We start from the raw sequence: 15,246 nt of genomic DNA on the forward strand, positions 1-15,246 counted from the left end.
ACCTTATCCGGCCTACAGCTATTTATCGATTTTCGAGCCGATTCGTAGGCCTGATAAGCACCGCGCCATCAGGCACAGCTTTTATGCCTATACTGCAGGCCTGATCAGCGCAGCGCGATTACAGCAGCGGTTTGAGGAAGCGGGCCGTGTGTGAGGCTTCACACTCAGCAACTGTTTCTGGCGTACCGGAAACCAGAATTTCGCCGCCGCCGCTACCCCCTTCCGGACCGAGATCGACAATCCAGTCGGCTGTTTTAATCACGTCCAGATTGTGCTCAATCACCACAATGGTGTTGCCCTGATCCCTGAGCTGATGCAACACGTCAAGCAGTTGCTGAATATCGGCAAAATGTAGCCCGGTTGTGGGCTCATCGAGAATATACAGCGTCTGTCCGGTGCCGCGTTTTGACAACTCACGCGCCAGCTTCACACGCTGGGCTTCACCGCCAGAAAGCGTGGTCGCGGACTGGCCCAGTCGAATGTACGTCAAGCCAACATCCATCAGCGTTTGCAGCTTACGCGCCAGCGCAGGAACAGCATCGAAGAACTCGCGAGCTTCTTCAATCGTCATATCCAGCACTTCGTGGATGGTCTTGCCCTTGTACTTAATCTCCAGCGTTTCACGGTTATAACGCTTACCTTTACACTGGTCGCACGGCACGTAAATATCTGGCAGGAAATGCATTTCGACTTTGATCACGCCATCGCCCTGGCAGGCCTCGCAGCGTCCACCACGAACGTTAAAGCTGAAACGACCTGGCGTGTAACCACGCGCACGGGATTCCGGTACGCCGGCAAACAGTTCGCGCACAGGCGTAAACACGCCGGTGTAGGTTGCCGGGTTGGAACGCGGCGTACGACCAATCGGGCTTTGGTCAATGTCGATCACTTTGTCGAAATGTTCCAGACCCTGGATATCCCGGTATGGCGCGGGCTCTGCCAGCGTGGCGCCGTTAAGCTGAGTCTGGGCAATCGGGAACAATGTGTCGTTAATCAGCGTCGACTTCCCGGAACCGGACACGCCGGTAATACAGGTAAACAGGCCCACCGGCAGCGTCAGGGTGACATCTTTCAGGTTGTTGCCGCGTGCGCCGGTCAGCTTCAGCACTTTTTCCGGGTCAGCCGCAACGCGTTGTTTTGGCACTTCAATTTTGCGTTTACCGCTTATGTACTGGCCGGTCAGCGACTCAGGCACCGCCATGATATCTTCCAGCGTCCCTTCGGCCACAACCTGACCACCGTGAACGCCTGCTCCAGGGCCAATATCGATAACATGATCGGCGGCGCGAATGGCATCCTCATCGTGCTCAACCACAATCACGGTGTTACCCAGATTGCGCAGATGGATAAGTGTTCCGAGCAGACGTTCGTTATCGCGCTGATGCAAACCGATTGACGGTTCATCCAGCACGTACATTACACCGACCAGACCGGCACCAATCTGGCTTGCCAGACGAATACGTTGTGCTTCGCCACCGGAGAGCGTTTCTGCTGAACGGGACAGCGTCAGATAGTTCAGGCCTACGTTGACCAGGAACTTAAGGCGGTCGCCGATCTCTTTGAGGATTTTCTCGGCAATCTTCGCCCGTTGACCTGCAAGTTTCAGGTTGTTGAAGAAATCCATTGCATGGCCGATGCTCATGTCGGAAATCGCAGGCAATGGCGTATTCTCGACAAACACATGACGAGCTTCCCGGCGCAGACGGGTTCCGTCACAGCTGGCGCAAGGTCTGTTGCTGATAAACTTGGCTAACTCTTCGCGGACTGCACTGGATTCCGTCTCTTTATAGCGACGTTCCATATTGTGCAATACACCTTCAAACGGGTGGCGACGTACTGACGTATCGCCGCGATCGTTCATGTATTTGAATTCGATATTCTCTTTTCCGGAACCGTATAGCACCACTTTGTGAACCGCAGGATTCAGGCTGGCCCACGGGGCTTCTACATCGAATTGATAGTGCTCAGCCAGAGACTTAAGCATCTGGAAGTAATAGAAGTTACGGCGATCCCAGCCACGAATCGCCCCACCTGCCAGCGACAGCTCCGGATTTTGGATCACGCGGTCCGGGTCGAAGTACTGTTGTACGCCAAGACCATCGCAGGTTGGACACGCGCCAGCCGGGTTGTTGAACGAGAACAACCGTGGCTCCAGCTCGCGCATGCTATAGCCACAAATAGGGCAGGCGAAGTTGGCGGAGAAGAGCAGCTCTTCTGCTTTCGGATCATCCATATCAGCGACCACCGCCGTACCACCGGAAAGCTCCAGTGCGGTCTCAAACGATTCAGCCAGTCGCTGGGTGAGATCGTCACGTACCTTGAAGCGGTCAATCACCACTTCGATAGTGTGTTTCTTTTGCAGCTCAAGTTTAGGTGGATCGGAAAGGTCGCACACTTCACCATCAATACGCGCGCGGATATAGCCCTGGCCTGCCAGGTTTTCCAGCGTTTTGGTGTGCTCACCTTTACGTTCTTTAATTACTGGTGCCAACAACATCAGGCGCTTGCCTTCTGGCTGTGACAGGACGTTGTCCACCATCTGGCTGACAGTTTGCGCCGCCAGTGGCACGTCGTGATCCGGGCAGCGTGGCTCGCCAACGCGGGCATACAGCAGGCGCAGATAATCGTGAATTTCGGTAATTGTCCCAACCGTGGATCGCGGGTTATGCGACGTCGATTTCTGCTCGATTGAGATGGCAGGAGAGAGCCCCTCAATGTGGTCGACGTCCGGTTTTTCCATCAGCGACAGAAACTGACGTGCGTACGCGGAAAGGGATTCAACGTAACGACGCTGCCCTTCGGCATACAAGGTGTCGAAAGCGAGCGAAGATTTGCCTGAGCCCGAAAGCCCGGTGACGACAATCAGCTTGTCGCGCGGGATGACGAGGTTGATGTTTTTGAGATTATGGGTGCGGGCGCCCCGAACTTCGATCTTATCCATTCATCTTTCCCGGATTAAACGCTTTTTTGCCTGGCTGCATGGTGCTACCGGCGATCACAAACGGTTAATTATGACACAACCTAACCTGAATGGATATACAGTATTGGAATGCAAAACACAGGCGTCTGTGCAACAATGTCTGGCTGAGGTTGTTTACTGGAATCAACTACGCAACGTAGTAAAAGCGCTATTGGAAATGCTACAATCCCGCGCTTACACTTATTCAGTAACGTTTTTCAGGAGACACGATCATGGCCAGCAGAGGCGTAAACAAGGTGATTCTCGTCGGTAATCTGGGCCAGGACCCGGAAGTACGCTATATGCCGAATGGTGGCGCAGTTGCCAACATTACGCTGGCTACTTCCGAATCCTGGCGTGATAAAGCGACCGGCGAAATGAAAGAGCAGACTGAGTGGCACCGTGTTGTGCTGTTCGGCAAACTGGCGGAAGTTGCCAGCGAATATCTGCGTAAAGGTTCTCAGGTCTATATTGAAGGCCAACTGCGTACTCGCAAATGGACCGATCAATCCGGCGTAGAAAAATACACCACTGAAGTCGTTGTTAACGTTGGCGGCACCATGCAAATGCTGGGTGGTCGTCAGGGCGGCGGCGCACCGGCAGGTGGTGGTCAGCAGCAGGGTGGTTGGGGTCAGCCTCAGCAGCCACAGGGCGGCAACCAGTTCAGCGGTGGCGCACAGTCTCGCCCGCAGCAATCCGCTCCGGCAGCACCGTCTAACGAACCGCCGATGGACTTCGACGACGATATTCCGTTCTAATCCCTCTGCTTTATTTCGTAAATCAGGGTTGCCCCAGTGTCGGGGTAACCCCATTCCTTTCTGTTATCAGTTCAACACCATCGGCCAGTCTGGCGGAGTATGGCTCATCACGTCGAGCATCACGGATTCGATGTTATTCCAGATCGTGGATACATCGACCAGGGTGATACCGAGTAATCCGGTTGCAAACCAGCAGGCAAAAACAAGCCCTAAACCGCTACTGATAACGGCCAGTCCAACATAATCTGATTTACGAAAACGAATATTGAGTGTACTGGCTAAAAACATCAGTACTGCGCTAAGCAGTTGCCACCGCAGAAGAACCACGCCAGTTGTTATTGTTGCCATGAAAAACGTCCTCAGAAAGTCTTGATGCCCAGGACAGCGCGGGGTTGTTCACAGGGGGTGTGGTACTCTGGCTACCGAGGGCAATAACATGAATGAAACAATGTTTCTGTTACATCATTTCTGTGAACTATATCACAACTGTTCGTTTGTTCACCAGTATCTGACGTTATTTTTGCCTGTCTTTACCCATTGTTATTATGTGGTTATTATGATTCATAAACGAATAATAAATTATGCGTTATGTAAGATGCATTCATGTTGCTTGTTTTCTTTATCCGAAATTAATCGTTAAAAAAGTTAATGTGTTTTATACGTGCCGTCAGTATAACGCGTGTAAAACATTACTCCTTCTTGATAATGATGTTGCAAAATAAGCGTAACTTTAAGTTTGCCTTACGGGAAAATAATATCATCATCCACTATTATCAGACTTTTACATAGAGACGTCTGTTGATAATGTTGATAGATTCATGAAACTTAACCAGCTGGTGTTTATAGCATCCTGCCTTGATGGGTACTGGCATATACGAAACAGGGATATAGGGCTGACATGAATCTCAGTGCGCAAAGCAAGATGCTGAAGCTCCTCGGCACGCTTACGGTGGTATTGCTCCCCGTGGTGCTGGCGCTATGGTTTGCTCATATCCGGGCGATGTCCGAAACCCGCACTCAACTCCACTCTTTTGCTCAACTGGTGTTAAATAAAACGGAACTGGTGATCCAGCAAGCTGATTTAGCGCGTGATATGGCTCAACTGTATCAGGGCAAGATGTGTACCCCTGCACATCAGAAAAGTATGCTGAATATTATTCGCGGGCGTTTATATATCAGCGAGCTAATTTATGCACAGGCTGATCATTTTTTGTGCTCTACGTCGATGGCGCCGTCAGTTCCCTATATTATGCCAACCGCTGACTATAAACGTACGCCGGACGTTTCGATCTATTACTATCGCGATACGCCTTTTTTCTCTGGCTACAACATGACGTATATGCAAAGAGGAAACTACGTCGTTGTCATTAACCCATTATCTTACAGCGAAGTCATGTCAGATGACCCTGGCCTATTGTGGGGCGTCTATGACACGATAACGGATACTTTCTTCTCCGCCAGCAATCAGTCGCATGTTAAGCAATTTCTGCCACTGGTGCGCGGTAAAGCCTCTACCTTCCAACTGGACGATCGGTTCTATACCATCGTTCGCTCTGAGAAACGCCCGATCGCGATTATTGTTTCGACTACCAGCGATCGCGTCCATCAAAATTTCTATCACGAAGCCGCACTAACGATCCCCTTTGGGGTGATCTGCAGCATTCTGATGCTGTTGATGTGGTGGCGCACGCGCCAGCAATACCATTCCCCTCGTCGTTTGTTAAGACGTGCACTGGAAAAACGCCAGCTACGCCTGCATTACCAGCCGATCATCGATATCAAGAATGGTCAATGTGTGGGGGCCGAGGCGCTGATGCGTTGGCCAGGTTGTAAAGGTGAGGTCATGAGCCCGACGGAATTTATTCCGCTGGCTGAAAAAGAAGGCATGATTGAAAGGATCACGGATTACGTGGTCGAAGAAGTGTTCAATGATTTAGGGTATTTTCTTTCTGCGCATCCCCAGATTTATATCTCAATTAACCTCTCAGCTTCTGATTTCCATTCATCCCGTCTGATTGCCCTGATCGCTGAGAAAGCGCGTGATTACTCAGTGGCTGCTCAGCAAATTAAAGTCGAAGTGACGGAGCGTGGATTTATTGATGTGCAGAAAATGACCCCGGTAATCCAGGCATTCCGTCAGGCAGGTTATGAAGTGGCATTTGATGATTTTGGGACGGGATATTCCAATCTGCACAATCTGGCGGCACTGAACGTGGATATTCTGAAGATTGATAAATCTTTTATTAGTACGCTGGCGACCAACAGTACCAGCCACCTGATTGCCGAACATATCATCGAGATGGCGCAAAGCTTACAGCTGAAGACAATTGCTGAAGGGGTGGAAACGGCAGATCAAATTGAATGGCTGCTTGAGCGTGGCGTTCAGTATTGTCAGGGGTGGTACTTTGCCAAAGCGTTACCGCCGCAGGAGTTTATGCACTGGCTACAGCGCTCGCCCGCCATACTGACGCAGAGCGGGCAATAATCTTACAGGCGATGACGGTAGTCACTGGGAGTACGATCAAACTCGCGGCGGAACACGCGTGAGAACGTTTGTTGCGACACATAGCCGAGATCCATCGCGATATCGAAAATAGGTCGTTCGGTCGTCCGTAGTTCCACGGCGGCTAACAAAAGTCGGCGCTGGCGGATATAGTCACCCAACGTCTGACGCATCACCGTGCGGAACATCCTCTGTAAATACCACTTCGAGTAACCTGATTTTTTCGCCACCGCCTCAATGTTCAGCGGTTGATCGATATGTTCATCAATCCATTCAATAAGGGTCTGAATTATCTGCTGATGGGACATAGGGCTGCCTCTTTCTCAGTATTCGATTCGTCGTTTTGTCTGTGGGCGAGTATAATTCCTCAAGTTAACTTGAGGTAAAGCGATTTATGGAAAAGAAATTACCCCGGATAAAAGCGCTGCTCACGCCAGGTGAAGTCGCAAAACGTAGCGGTGTAGCGGTATCAACTCTGCACTTCTATGAAAGCAAAGGGTTAATCAGCAGCATGCGCAACAGCGGCAATCAGCGTCGATACAAACGTGATGTGTTGCGTTATGTCGCGATTATCAAGATTGCCCAGCGTATCGGTATACCATTGGCGACGATTGGCGACGCGCTAGGGGTATTACCCGAAGGACATTCGCTCAGCGCCAAAGAGTGGAAACAGCTCTCGTCGCAATGGCGTGAAGAGCTGGACCGGCGTATTCATACCCTGGTGGCGTTGCGTGATGAACTGGATGGATGCATTGGCTGTGGTTGTTTGTCGCGTAGTGATTGTCCGTTACGTAACCCGGGCGACCAGCTTGGCGAGCAGGGAACCGGGGCGCGCCTGCTGGAAGATGATTGATGGGTTTAAAATATGTGCCGACTATTACGGATATAAAACTAAAGCGCCACAGAGGGCGCTTTAGTTTGGTTCCGGTCTTTGTCTTTCACTCTATCCCGCTGGTTCACGGGAGGGTTTCCCCCGACATCAACACCCCTCAATCGAGCACATTAGGGGAGGTTCCGGCTTGTGTTGATAAGATAAGTGTATGCCACCCTCGTCTATTTACCAGCCAATTGATGATTTTTTAGCCGAAAGATTTTCCGCATCTTCATCCATTTTTTTGTGCGAGTGAACGTGAAAGGTCACTGTCGAGGTTGTGATAACTGCGCGAAATTTGTTGCCAGATTGCGCATTGACGATAACGTTTGCGCATCGACTGGCTATTTCTTGTGCGTTATAAGAAGAAATGAGTAAAAAGCGGCAAAGTTCAGTTGAAAACCGGCACATGATCGCTAGATAATCGTTTGCTTTTTTTTACCACCCGTTTTTTATGCGCGGAGCTAAACGTTTGCTTTTTTGCGACACCCCTACTGACGCAAACCTGGCACAGGGAGAAAACGTTAAGCAGGCAGTGGATTGTCCAGCACGCATAATGACGAAAAATAAACTCTCAGGGGATGTTTTCTATGTCTACGCCTTCAGCGCGTACCGGCGGTTCACTCGACGCCTGGTTTAAAATTTCGCACCGTGGCAGTACCGTTCGACAGGAAGTCGTTGCCGGATTAACGACGTTTCTGGCGATGGTCTACTCTGTTATCGTGGTTCCAGGAATGCTGGGTAAAGCCGGTTTCCCGCCAGCCGCTGTATTTGTGGCAACCTGCCTGGTAGCCGGTGTCGGCTCTATTGTGATGGGCCTGTGGGCGAACCTGCCGCTGGCGATTGGTTGCGCCATTTCGTTGACGGCGTTTACCGCATTCAGCCTGGTGCTGGGGCAGCATATTAGCGTGCCTGTTGCGCTGGGCGCGGTGTTCCTGATGGGTGTTTTGTTTACCATCATTTCCGCGACAGGTATCCGTAGCTGGATCCTGCGCAACCTGCCACAGGGTGTTGCGCACGGTACAGGTATTGGTATCGGCCTGTTCCTGCTGCTGATTGCGGCAAACGGTGTGGGTCTGGTCATTAAGAACCCGCTGGACGGCCTGCCGGTTGCGCTGGGTGACTTCGACACCTTCCCGGTAATTATGTCGCTGATTGGTCTGGCGGTGATTATTGGTCTCGAAAAACTGAAAGTACCGGGTGGCATTCTGTTGACCATTATTGGTATTTCCGTTGTTGGTCTGATTTTCGATCCCGCGGTGCATTTTTCCGGTATCTTCGCCATGCCTTCTCTGAGTGATGCTGAAGGTAACTCTCTGATTGGCAGCCTGGACATTATGGGGGCGCTGAACCCTGTCGTTCTGCCGAGCGTGCTGGCGCTGGTTATGACTGCGGTCTTCGATGCGACCGGAACCATCCGCGCGGTTGCGGGTCAGGCGAATCTGCTGGATAAAGACGGTCAGATTATCGATGGCGGCAAAGCGTTAACGACTGACTCCCTGAGCAGCGTGTTCTCTGGTCTGGTAGGGGCAGCTCCGGCAGCGGTTTACATTGAATCTGCAGCGGGGACCGCGGCAGGTGGTAAAACCGGTCTGACGGCGATCACTGTAGGTGTGTTGTTCCTGCTGATCCTGTTCCTTTCTCCGCTCTCTTACCTTGTTCCTGCTTACGCAACGGCACCGGCGCTGATGTATGTTGGTTTGCTAATGCTGAGCAACGTGGCGAAAATCGACTTTACCGACTTCGTCGATGCGATGGCGGGACTGATTACTGCCGTCTTTATCGTGCTGACCTGTAATATTGTTACCGGCATTATGATCGGTTTTGCCACCCTGGTCATTGGCCGTATTGTTTCGGGTGAATGGCGCAAACTGAATATCGGAACGGTGGTGATTGCCGTGGCGCTGGTAGCATTCTATGCGGGCGGTTGGGCTATTTAATCCCGATACGCTCTTGATCCTGAAAACGGGTGGCTTTTGCCGCCCGTTTTGATTTTCAGAACACATCCCGTTGTCTTTTGCGTTACTCTGAAGAAGATAGAATTGAGGCACGACGCCTCTCATCACCAATCATAAGAAACATCGCAAACAGGGAACGCATGGAAATCTTTTTTACCATACTCATCATGACCCTTGTGGTCTCGTTGTCGGGGGTATTTACTCGCGTATTGCCCTTTCAGGTCCCTTTGCCCCTTATGCAGATAGCCATTGGCGCGTTGCTGGCGTGGCCGACGTTTGGTTTGCATGTGGAATTTGACCCTGAACTGTTTTTGGTTCTGTTCATCCCGCCGTTGCTGTTTGCCGATGGCTGGAAGACGCCAACGCGGGAGTTTCTGGAGCATGGACGAGAGATCTTCGGTCTGGCACTGGCGCTCGTACTGGTTACGGTGGTCGGCATTGGTTTTATGATTTATTGGCTGGTCCCGGGGATTCCGCTGATCCCCGCTTTTGCGCTGGCCGCAGTGCTGTCGCCAACCGATGCCGTTGCCCTTTCTGGCATTGTAGGTGAGGGGCGTATACCGAAGAAAATCATGGGTATCCTGCAGGGCGAAGCGTTGATGAACGATGCGTCTGGCCTGGTATCGCTGAAATTTGCTGTGGCCGTGGCAATGGGGACGATGGTGTTTACCGTCGGCGGTGCGACGGTTGAGTTCTTCAAGGTAGCGATTGGCGGCATCCTGGCGGGTTTTGTCGTCAGTTGGTTGTATGGACGCTCTCTGCGCTTTCTTAGCCGCTGGGGGGGTGATGAGCCAGCAACGCAAATCGTTCTGTTGTTCCTGCTGCCGTTTGCTTCTTATCTGATTGCCGAACACATCGGTGTTTCCGGGATCCTCGCGGCGGTCGCAGCCGGGATGACGATAACCCGTTCAGGCGTAATGCGTCGTGCGCCATTGGCGATGCGTTTACGTGCTAACAGCACATGGGCAATGCTGGAGTTCGTCTTTAACGGCATGGTCTTCCTGTTGTTAGGACTGCAATTACCGGGGATTCTGGAGTCTTCGCTGGTGGCGGCAGAAGCCGATCCGAACGTTGAAACCTGGATGCTGTTTACCGATATCGTGCTGATTTACGTGGCGCTGATGCTGGTGCGTTTTGGCTGGCTGTGGACGATGAAAAAATTCAGTCTGCGCTTCCTGAAGAAAAAACCAATGGAGTTTGGCTCCTGGACAACGCGTGAAATCCTGATCGCCTCCTTTGCGGGGGTTCGCGGGGCGATTACGCTTGCCGGTGTGCTCTCCATCCCGCTGCTGTTGCCGGATGGTAGCGGCTTCCCGGCGCGCTACGAACTGGTATTCCTGGCGGCGGGCGTGATCCTGTTCTCGCTGTTTGTTGGCGTGGTGATGCTGCCGATTCTGCTGCAACACCTGGAAGTGGCGGATCACTCACAGCAACTGAAAGAAGAAAGGATTGCCCGCGCTGCGACGGCGGAAGTCGCGATTGTCGCTATCCAGAAAATGGAAGAGCGTCTGGCGGCGGACAGCGAAGAGAATATTGATAATCAACTGCTGACCGAAGTGAGCTCTCGTGTAATCGGTAACCTGCGTCGTCGCGTCGATGGACGTAACGATGTGGAAAGCTCATTACAGGAAGAGAACCTTGAGCGACGTTTCCGCCTGGCGGCGCTGCGTTCGGAACGAGCAGAACTTTATCACCTGCGCGCCACGCGCGAAATCAGTAATGAAACGCTGCAAAAACTGCTGCACGACCTGGATTTGCTGGAAGCGTTACTGATCGAAAATCAATAAACAGTGGTAGGCCGGATAAAGCGTTTACGCCGCATCCGGCACTTACGATTCTTGCGTTAACCAAAACCCTTCGCAGCATGTCAGCCACGCCTGAGCGCTGTGCGACAGATACACACCTTCGCGCCAAATCATGCCGAGTTGCCAGCGTAAATCGCTCTCCAGAGGGATCCAGCGTAGCGTCTGTTTATCCAGCCGTTGGCAAATTGGCTCCGGTAAAATGGCGATACCGACCCCGGCTTGTACCATGGCTGCCAGAAAATCCCACTGCCCGCTACGTACCGCGATGCGGGGTTTTACATCGTGCTGGTTAAACAATTCCAGTAACTGACGGCTGAGGGCGAAATCTTCGTTGTAGATAAGCAGTGGATGTTCCGCCAGCGCCTCGGGGGAAATGGATTCGCAGGTTGTCCACTGGCCCGAGCGCGGGACCAGCACGCAGAGCGGATGACTGAAAAGCGGCAAGGTTGCCAGTCCACTCTCTTCTTCGACCGGAAGTGCCGTCATTGCGACATCCAAATCACCGTTCATTACTGCCTGCTGGACGGTTAAGCCGCCAAACTCTGATACTTTAAGTTCAACGCCGGGATAACGCTGGCGAAACAGGCTGATAGGACCTGCCATCAACATACCGACCATTGGCGGGATACCAAGGCGCAATAGCCCTTTGTTCAGGTGGTTAATGTCGCTAAGTTCGGCTTCAAGCTGGCGAAACTCGGCCAAAATCGCCAGACCGCGTTCAAAAACAACCTGCCCGGTATCGGTCAGCAACAGCCGTCGTCCGTCGCGGATTAACAGCGTGCAGTTCAGCTCATCTTCAAGGTTCTTCAACATTTTGCTGATGGTGGGTTGGGTGACAAAAAGCTTCTCCGCTGCGCGGGTAAAGCTCTGCTGACGCACCACCTCAACAAAATATCGCAGCGTTCTGATATCCATGATTATTCCTTAAGACTATGCCTGCAATGAGTTTAATTCATTTCAGTCCTGGACGGGCGCTCTCTATACTGGCGCTCTCTATTTTTTAAGGACATACCCTCATGGCTGTGGCGATAAGCCGCGTGACGCCTGCTGTCATTCACCGACTCCAGATACCTGTCCAGGTACTGTTGTACGCAGGTTTATTTGTATTTGCTCAATATCTTGTCTCCTGGCTGCATTTACCGCTTCCCGCCAATCTGGTTGGGATGGTGCTGATGTTGGCGCTGATTGTCTGTCGGATTATCCCGCTGAGCTGGATACGCGCCGGTGCCCGCTGGTTACTGGCTGAAATGCTGCTGTTTTTTGTTCCAGCGGTGGTGGCCGTCGTCAACTATACGCAGCTGCTGTTAGTCGATGGCTGGCGTATTTTTGCTGTCATTGCGATAAGCACGCTGATGGTTCTCGGCGCAACCGCGTGGGTTGTGGATAAAGTGTATCGCTATGAAATGAGCAGGTTAAACCGTGAGTAACTTCCAGCTAAGCGTGCTGTGTCTGGTGATTACGCTGGGGATCTATTTTGCCAACAAGCGTCTGTATCGCCGTTTTCGCAAATTGCCGCTGATGCCGCTGGTTCTCACGCCCGCGTTACTGGTGCTGATGCTGGTCTTCGGGCATATCTCCTGGCAAAACTATATTGGCGAATCACACTGGCTGCTGTGGCTATTAGGTCCCGCGACCATTGCCTTCGCAGTTCCGGTTTACGATAACCTCGCGGTGATTAAGCGTCACTGGATGTCGTTGACGGCGGGGGTCATCACGGCGACGCTGGTGGCTGTCACCAGTTCCGTATGGTTGGCGCGCCTGTTTATGCTGCCTGATGAGATCCAACGTAGCCTGGCGGTACGTTCCGTCACCACGCCTTTTGCGCTGGCAGCGGCAGAACCCTTGGGCGGGCAGCCGGATCTGGTGGCGTTGTTTGTGGTCGTGACCGGTGTATTCGGTATGGCAGTCGGCGATGTGTTGTTTTTACGACTCTCTATCCGCGAAGGTATGGCTAAAGGGGCTGGGTTTGGCGCAGCATCGCACGGTGCAGGTACGGCTCGCTCTTATGAGCTGGGCCAGCAGGAGGGCGTGGTTGCCAGCCTGGTGATGATGCTCTCGGGGGTAGTGACAGTATTGGCAGCACCACTGGTTGCCAGAGTTATGTTCTGAGGTTTGGCGACATCCTCCGGCCCGAAGGCCGGAGGAAAAGAGAGATTAATGCGCGCGACCTTGCTCCACACCGTACCCGGTCTGGGAACGGATGAACTGAGCACGGAACTGCTCACGTTCACGGTTACCTTCTTCTGAGTTATCGGTGGCAGAGAAGAACCAGATCCCGAGGAATGCTACGCTTATCGAGAACAGCGCCGGATATTCATACGGGAAAATGGCTTTTTCGTGGCCGAGGATTTGTACCCAAATTGTCGGGCCAAGCACCATCAGCACAACGGCTGTCAGCAGACCTAACCAGCCGCCCATCATTGCACCACGCGTGGTCAGTCTTGACCAGTACATGGAAAGCAGAATGATGGGGAAGTTACAGCTTGCCGCGATGGCGAACGCCAGGCCCACCATGAAGGCGATGTTCTGGTTTTCAAACATCACGCCGAGCAGGATGGCAATCACGCCCAACACCAGCACGGTGATTTTTGAAACACGCAGCTCTTCACGCTCGGTTGCGCCTTTACGGAACACGTTGGCATACAGGTCGTGAGAGACTGCTGAAGCACCCGCCAGCGTCAGGCCAGCGACCACTGCCAGAATGGTGGCAAATGCCACGGCGGAGATAAAGCCGAGGAACAGGTTACCGCCCACCGCGTTAGCCAGATGTACTGCCGCCATGTTGTTACCACCGATCAGCGCGCCTGCCGCATCTTTATATGCCGGATTTGCACCGACCAGCATGATGGCACCAAAGCCGATGATAAAGGTCAGGATGTAGAAATAACCCATAAAACCGGTGGCGTAAAACACGCTCTTACGCGCTTCGCGGGCATCGCTGACCGTGAAGAAGCGCATCAGAATATGCGGCAAGCCTGCCGTACCGAACATCAGACCGAGGCCTAACGACAACGCGGATATCGGATCTTTAACCAGCCCGCCAGGACTCATGATTGCGGAGCCTTTCGGGTGTACTGCCATTGCTTCAGTGAACAGATTATTGAAGCTGAAGCCGACATGTTTCATGACCATGAAAGCCATAAAGCTGGCGCCGAACAGCAGCAGTACCGCTTTAATGATTTGCACCCAGGTGGTCGCCAACATGCCGCCGAACAGCACGTACATCATCATCAGTACGCCAACCAGCACCACGGCAATGTGATAGTTCAGACCAAACAGCAGTTCAATCAGCTTGCCTGCGCCAACCATCTGCGCGATCAGATACAGCGCGACCACCACCAGCGACCCACATGCTGACAGAATACGGATGGGGCCTTGCTTCAGGCGATAAGAGGCCACGTCGGCAAAGGTGTAGCGACCGAGGTTACGCAGACGTTCGGCAATCAGGAACAGAATGATTGGCCAGCCCACCAGGAAGCCGAGCGAGTAAATCAGCCCGTCATAGCCAGAAGTAAAGACCAGCGCGGAAATCCCGAGGAACGAGGCCGCCGACATATAGTCGCCCGCGATCGCTAACCCGTTCTGGAAGCCGGTGATATTACCACCCGCCGTGTAATAGTCATTACGCGAACGCACGCGCTTAGACGCCCAGTAGGTAATGCCAAGTGTGAAAATGACGAAAATCAGGAACATGATAATCGCCTGCCAGTTTGTTGGCTGGCGTTGGACTGCACCGCTAATAGCATCCGCCGCGTTTGCAGCGAAGGGCAGCGTGGCGGCAAGCGCCGTCAGGACTCTCTTCATGATGCTTTAACCTCGTGCAGAACCGCGTTATTAAGACGGTCGAATTCACCGTTTGCCCGCCAGATATAGATCCCGGTCAGGATGAAGGAGATAAGGATCACGCCGACCCCAATCGGTATACCCCGGGTAACGCTGGTGCCCGCATGCAGCGGTGTACCCAGCCAGCCCGGCGCAAAGGCAATCAATAAAATAAAGCTGATATAAACCGCCAGCATGATGATGGACAGAATGGTGGCAAACCGTTGCCGTTTTTCAACTAACTCCCTGAAACGCGCACTGTCTTCTATCCGCTGATAAATTTGGTCATTCATCACAGAGCTCTCCAGAGGTCCCCCTGCGTCTTTCGTGCTACAGGTTCGTTGGCCGCACTCGCCCACCCCAGTTACATAGTGAACTATGCTCCTGGAGATGTGCTCGTTTTCCGCCTTCCTGTAACACGAAATCCTTTGGGGGAGGTTTTTTATATTTCCCTCTCCCATGCAGAGAAAGGGTAGGGGGTATTGTTTATTTTGCCGGAGGACGGCTAAAGCCTTATCGGGCCTACAAGGGATGCTGAACCTGTAGACCCGATAAGCAGCGCGCCATCGG

The 15,246-nt window shown here is 52.6% G+C and carries 13 protein-coding genes; 7 read left to right on the top strand and 6 right to left on the bottom strand.

Going from position 1 to position 15,246, the window contains the following annotated elements; all coding sequences use genetic code 11:
- Window positions 1-118: 118 nt before the first annotated feature.
- A complete protein-coding gene (gene uvrA / locus OGX95_RS00380) occupies window positions 119-2,941 on the bottom strand; it encodes an excinuclease ABC subunit UvrA (protein ID WP_286627895.1) in 2,823 nt (940 codons plus the stop codon).
- A 251-nt stretch (window positions 2,942-3,192) separates the two neighbouring features.
- Here uvrA and ssb1 point away from each other — a divergent pair, with 251 nt between their 5' ends.
- Entirely contained in the window at window positions 3,193-3,717 is a 525-nt protein-coding gene (gene ssb1, locus OGX95_RS00385) for a single-stranded DNA-binding protein SSB1 (RefSeq protein ID WP_003826621.1), read from the top strand.
- 66 nt (window positions 3,718-3,783) lie between these two features.
- On the opposite strand, the gene OGX95_RS00390 is transcribed toward ssb1, so the two are convergent.
- A complete protein-coding gene (locus tag OGX95_RS00390) occupies window positions 3,784-4,065 on the bottom strand; it encodes a YjcB family protein (protein ID WP_048213921.1) in 282 nt (93 codons plus the stop codon).
- A gap of 550 nt (window positions 4,066-4,615) precedes the next feature.
- On the opposite strand from OGX95_RS00390, the gene pdeC reads away from it, so the two are divergent.
- Window positions 4,616-6,202 (top strand): cyclic di-3',5'-guanosine monophosphate phosphodiesterase PdeC, encoded by a 1,587-nt coding sequence (gene pdeC / locus OGX95_RS00395; protein ID WP_286627896.1) that lies wholly within the window; start codon window positions 4,616-4,618, stop codon window positions 6,200-6,202.
- A gap of 2 nt (window positions 6,203-6,204) precedes the next feature.
- On the opposite strand, the gene soxS is transcribed toward pdeC, so the two are convergent.
- Window positions 6,205-6,528 carry a superoxide response transcriptional regulator SoxS gene (gene soxS / locus OGX95_RS00400; RefSeq protein ID WP_005132611.1) on the bottom strand — a complete coding sequence of 108 codons (324 nt, stop codon included), beginning with the start codon at window positions 6,526-6,528 and terminating at the stop codon, window positions 6,205-6,207.
- 86 nt (window positions 6,529-6,614) lie between these two features.
- Between soxS and soxR the strand changes: the two genes are divergently transcribed.
- The 3 genes from soxR to OGX95_RS00415 all read left to right on the top strand — a co-directional run bounded on the left by soxR (window position 6,615) and on the right by OGX95_RS00415 (window position 10,836).
- Window positions 6,615-7,073, top strand: coding sequence for a redox-sensitive transcriptional activator SoxR (gene soxR, locus OGX95_RS00405; RefSeq protein WP_003826630.1), 459 nt, complete (start codon window positions 6,615-6,617; stop codon window positions 7,071-7,073).
- 608 nt (window positions 7,074-7,681) lie between these two features.
- Window positions 7,682-9,031, top strand: a complete 1,350-nt coding sequence (gene ghxP, locus OGX95_RS00410) for a guanine/hypoxanthine transporter GhxP (protein WP_137381172.1) — start codon at window positions 7,682-7,684, stop codon at window positions 9,029-9,031.
- A 158-nt stretch (window positions 9,032-9,189) separates the two neighbouring features.
- Entirely contained in the window at window positions 9,190-10,836 is a 1,647-nt protein-coding gene (locus tag OGX95_RS00415) for a Na+/H+ antiporter (protein WP_286627897.1), read from the top strand.
- A gap of 42 nt (window positions 10,837-10,878) precedes the next feature.
- On the opposite strand, the gene OGX95_RS00420 is transcribed toward OGX95_RS00415, so the two are convergent.
- Window positions 10,879-11,769: a LysR family transcriptional regulator gene (locus tag OGX95_RS00420; protein ID WP_271440967.1), complete on the bottom strand. Its 891-nt coding sequence runs from the start codon at window positions 11,767-11,769 to the stop codon at window positions 10,879-10,881.
- Between the two features lie 101 nt (window positions 11,770-11,870).
- Here OGX95_RS00420 and OGX95_RS00425 point away from each other — a divergent pair, with 101 nt between their 5' ends.
- Both OGX95_RS00425 and OGX95_RS00430 read left to right on the top strand, forming a co-directional pair.
- Window positions 11,871-12,281: a CidA/LrgA family protein gene (locus tag OGX95_RS00425; protein ID WP_271440966.1), complete on the top strand. Its 411-nt coding sequence runs from the start codon at window positions 11,871-11,873 to the stop codon at window positions 12,279-12,281.
- Window positions 12,274-12,963, top strand: coding sequence for an LrgB family protein (locus tag OGX95_RS00430; RefSeq protein WP_286627898.1), 690 nt, complete (start codon window positions 12,274-12,276; stop codon window positions 12,961-12,963). The genes OGX95_RS00425 and OGX95_RS00430 overlap by 8 nt, the downstream gene beginning before the upstream one ends.
- Before the next feature lie 45 nt (window positions 12,964-13,008).
- Here OGX95_RS00430 and actP read toward each other — a convergent pair whose 3' ends face one another.
- Both actP and OGX95_RS00440 read right to left on the bottom strand, forming a co-directional pair.
- Window positions 13,009-14,658: a cation/acetate symporter ActP gene (actP, locus tag OGX95_RS00435; protein WP_286627899.1), complete on the bottom strand. Its 1,650-nt coding sequence runs from the start codon at window positions 14,656-14,658 to the stop codon at window positions 13,009-13,011.
- Window positions 14,655-14,969 carry a DUF485 domain-containing protein gene (locus OGX95_RS00440; RefSeq protein WP_003031750.1) on the bottom strand — a complete coding sequence of 105 codons (315 nt, stop codon included), beginning with the start codon at window positions 14,967-14,969 and terminating at the stop codon, window positions 14,655-14,657. Before OGX95_RS00440 ends, actP begins: the two co-directional genes overlap by 4 nt.
- Between the last annotated feature and the right edge of the window lie 277 nt (window positions 14,970-15,246).

The organism is Citrobacter sp. Cu233 (genome assembly GCF_030332225.1).
In the GTDB taxonomy this organism is placed as follows: domain Bacteria; phylum Pseudomonadota; class Gammaproteobacteria; order Enterobacterales; family Enterobacteriaceae; genus Citrobacter.

Bases quoted from the DNA above. Each gene is read 5' to 3' on its own strand.
- uvrA (WP_286627895.1), bottom strand. From the start codon at position 2,941: ATGGATAAGATCGAAGTTCGGGGCGCCCGCACCCATAATCTCAAAAAC.
- ssb1 (WP_003826621.1), top strand. From the start codon at position 3,193: ATGGCCAGCAGAGGCGTAAACAAGGTGATTCTCGTCGGTAATCTGGGC.
- OGX95_RS00390 (WP_048213921.1), bottom strand. From the start codon at position 4,065: ATGGCAACAATAACAACTGGCGTGGTTCTTCTGCGGTGGCAACTGCTT.
- pdeC (WP_286627896.1), top strand. From the start codon at position 4,616: ATGAATCTCAGTGCGCAAAGCAAGATGCTGAAGCTCCTCGGCACGCTT.
- soxS (WP_005132611.1), bottom strand. From the start codon at position 6,528: ATGTCCCATCAGCAGATAATTCAGACCCTTATTGAATGGATTGATGAA.
- soxR (WP_003826630.1), top strand. From the start codon at position 6,615: ATGGAAAAGAAATTACCCCGGATAAAAGCGCTGCTCACGCCAGGTGAA.
- ghxP (WP_137381172.1), top strand. From the start codon at position 7,682: ATGTCTACGCCTTCAGCGCGTACCGGCGGTTCACTCGACGCCTGGTTT.
- OGX95_RS00415 (WP_286627897.1), top strand. From the start codon at position 9,190: ATGGAAATCTTTTTTACCATACTCATCATGACCCTTGTGGTCTCGTTG.
- OGX95_RS00420 (WP_271440967.1), bottom strand. From the start codon at position 11,769: ATGGATATCAGAACGCTGCGATATTTTGTTGAGGTGGTGCGTCAGCAG.
- OGX95_RS00425 (WP_271440966.1), top strand. From the start codon at position 11,871: ATGGCTGTGGCGATAAGCCGCGTGACGCCTGCTGTCATTCACCGACTC.
- actP (WP_286627899.1), bottom strand. From the start codon at position 14,658: ATGAAGAGAGTCCTGACGGCGCTTGCCGCCACGCTGCCCTTCGCTGCA.
- OGX95_RS00440 (WP_003031750.1), bottom strand. From the start codon at position 14,969: ATGAATGACCAAATTTATCAGCGGATAGAAGACAGTGCGCGTTTCAGG.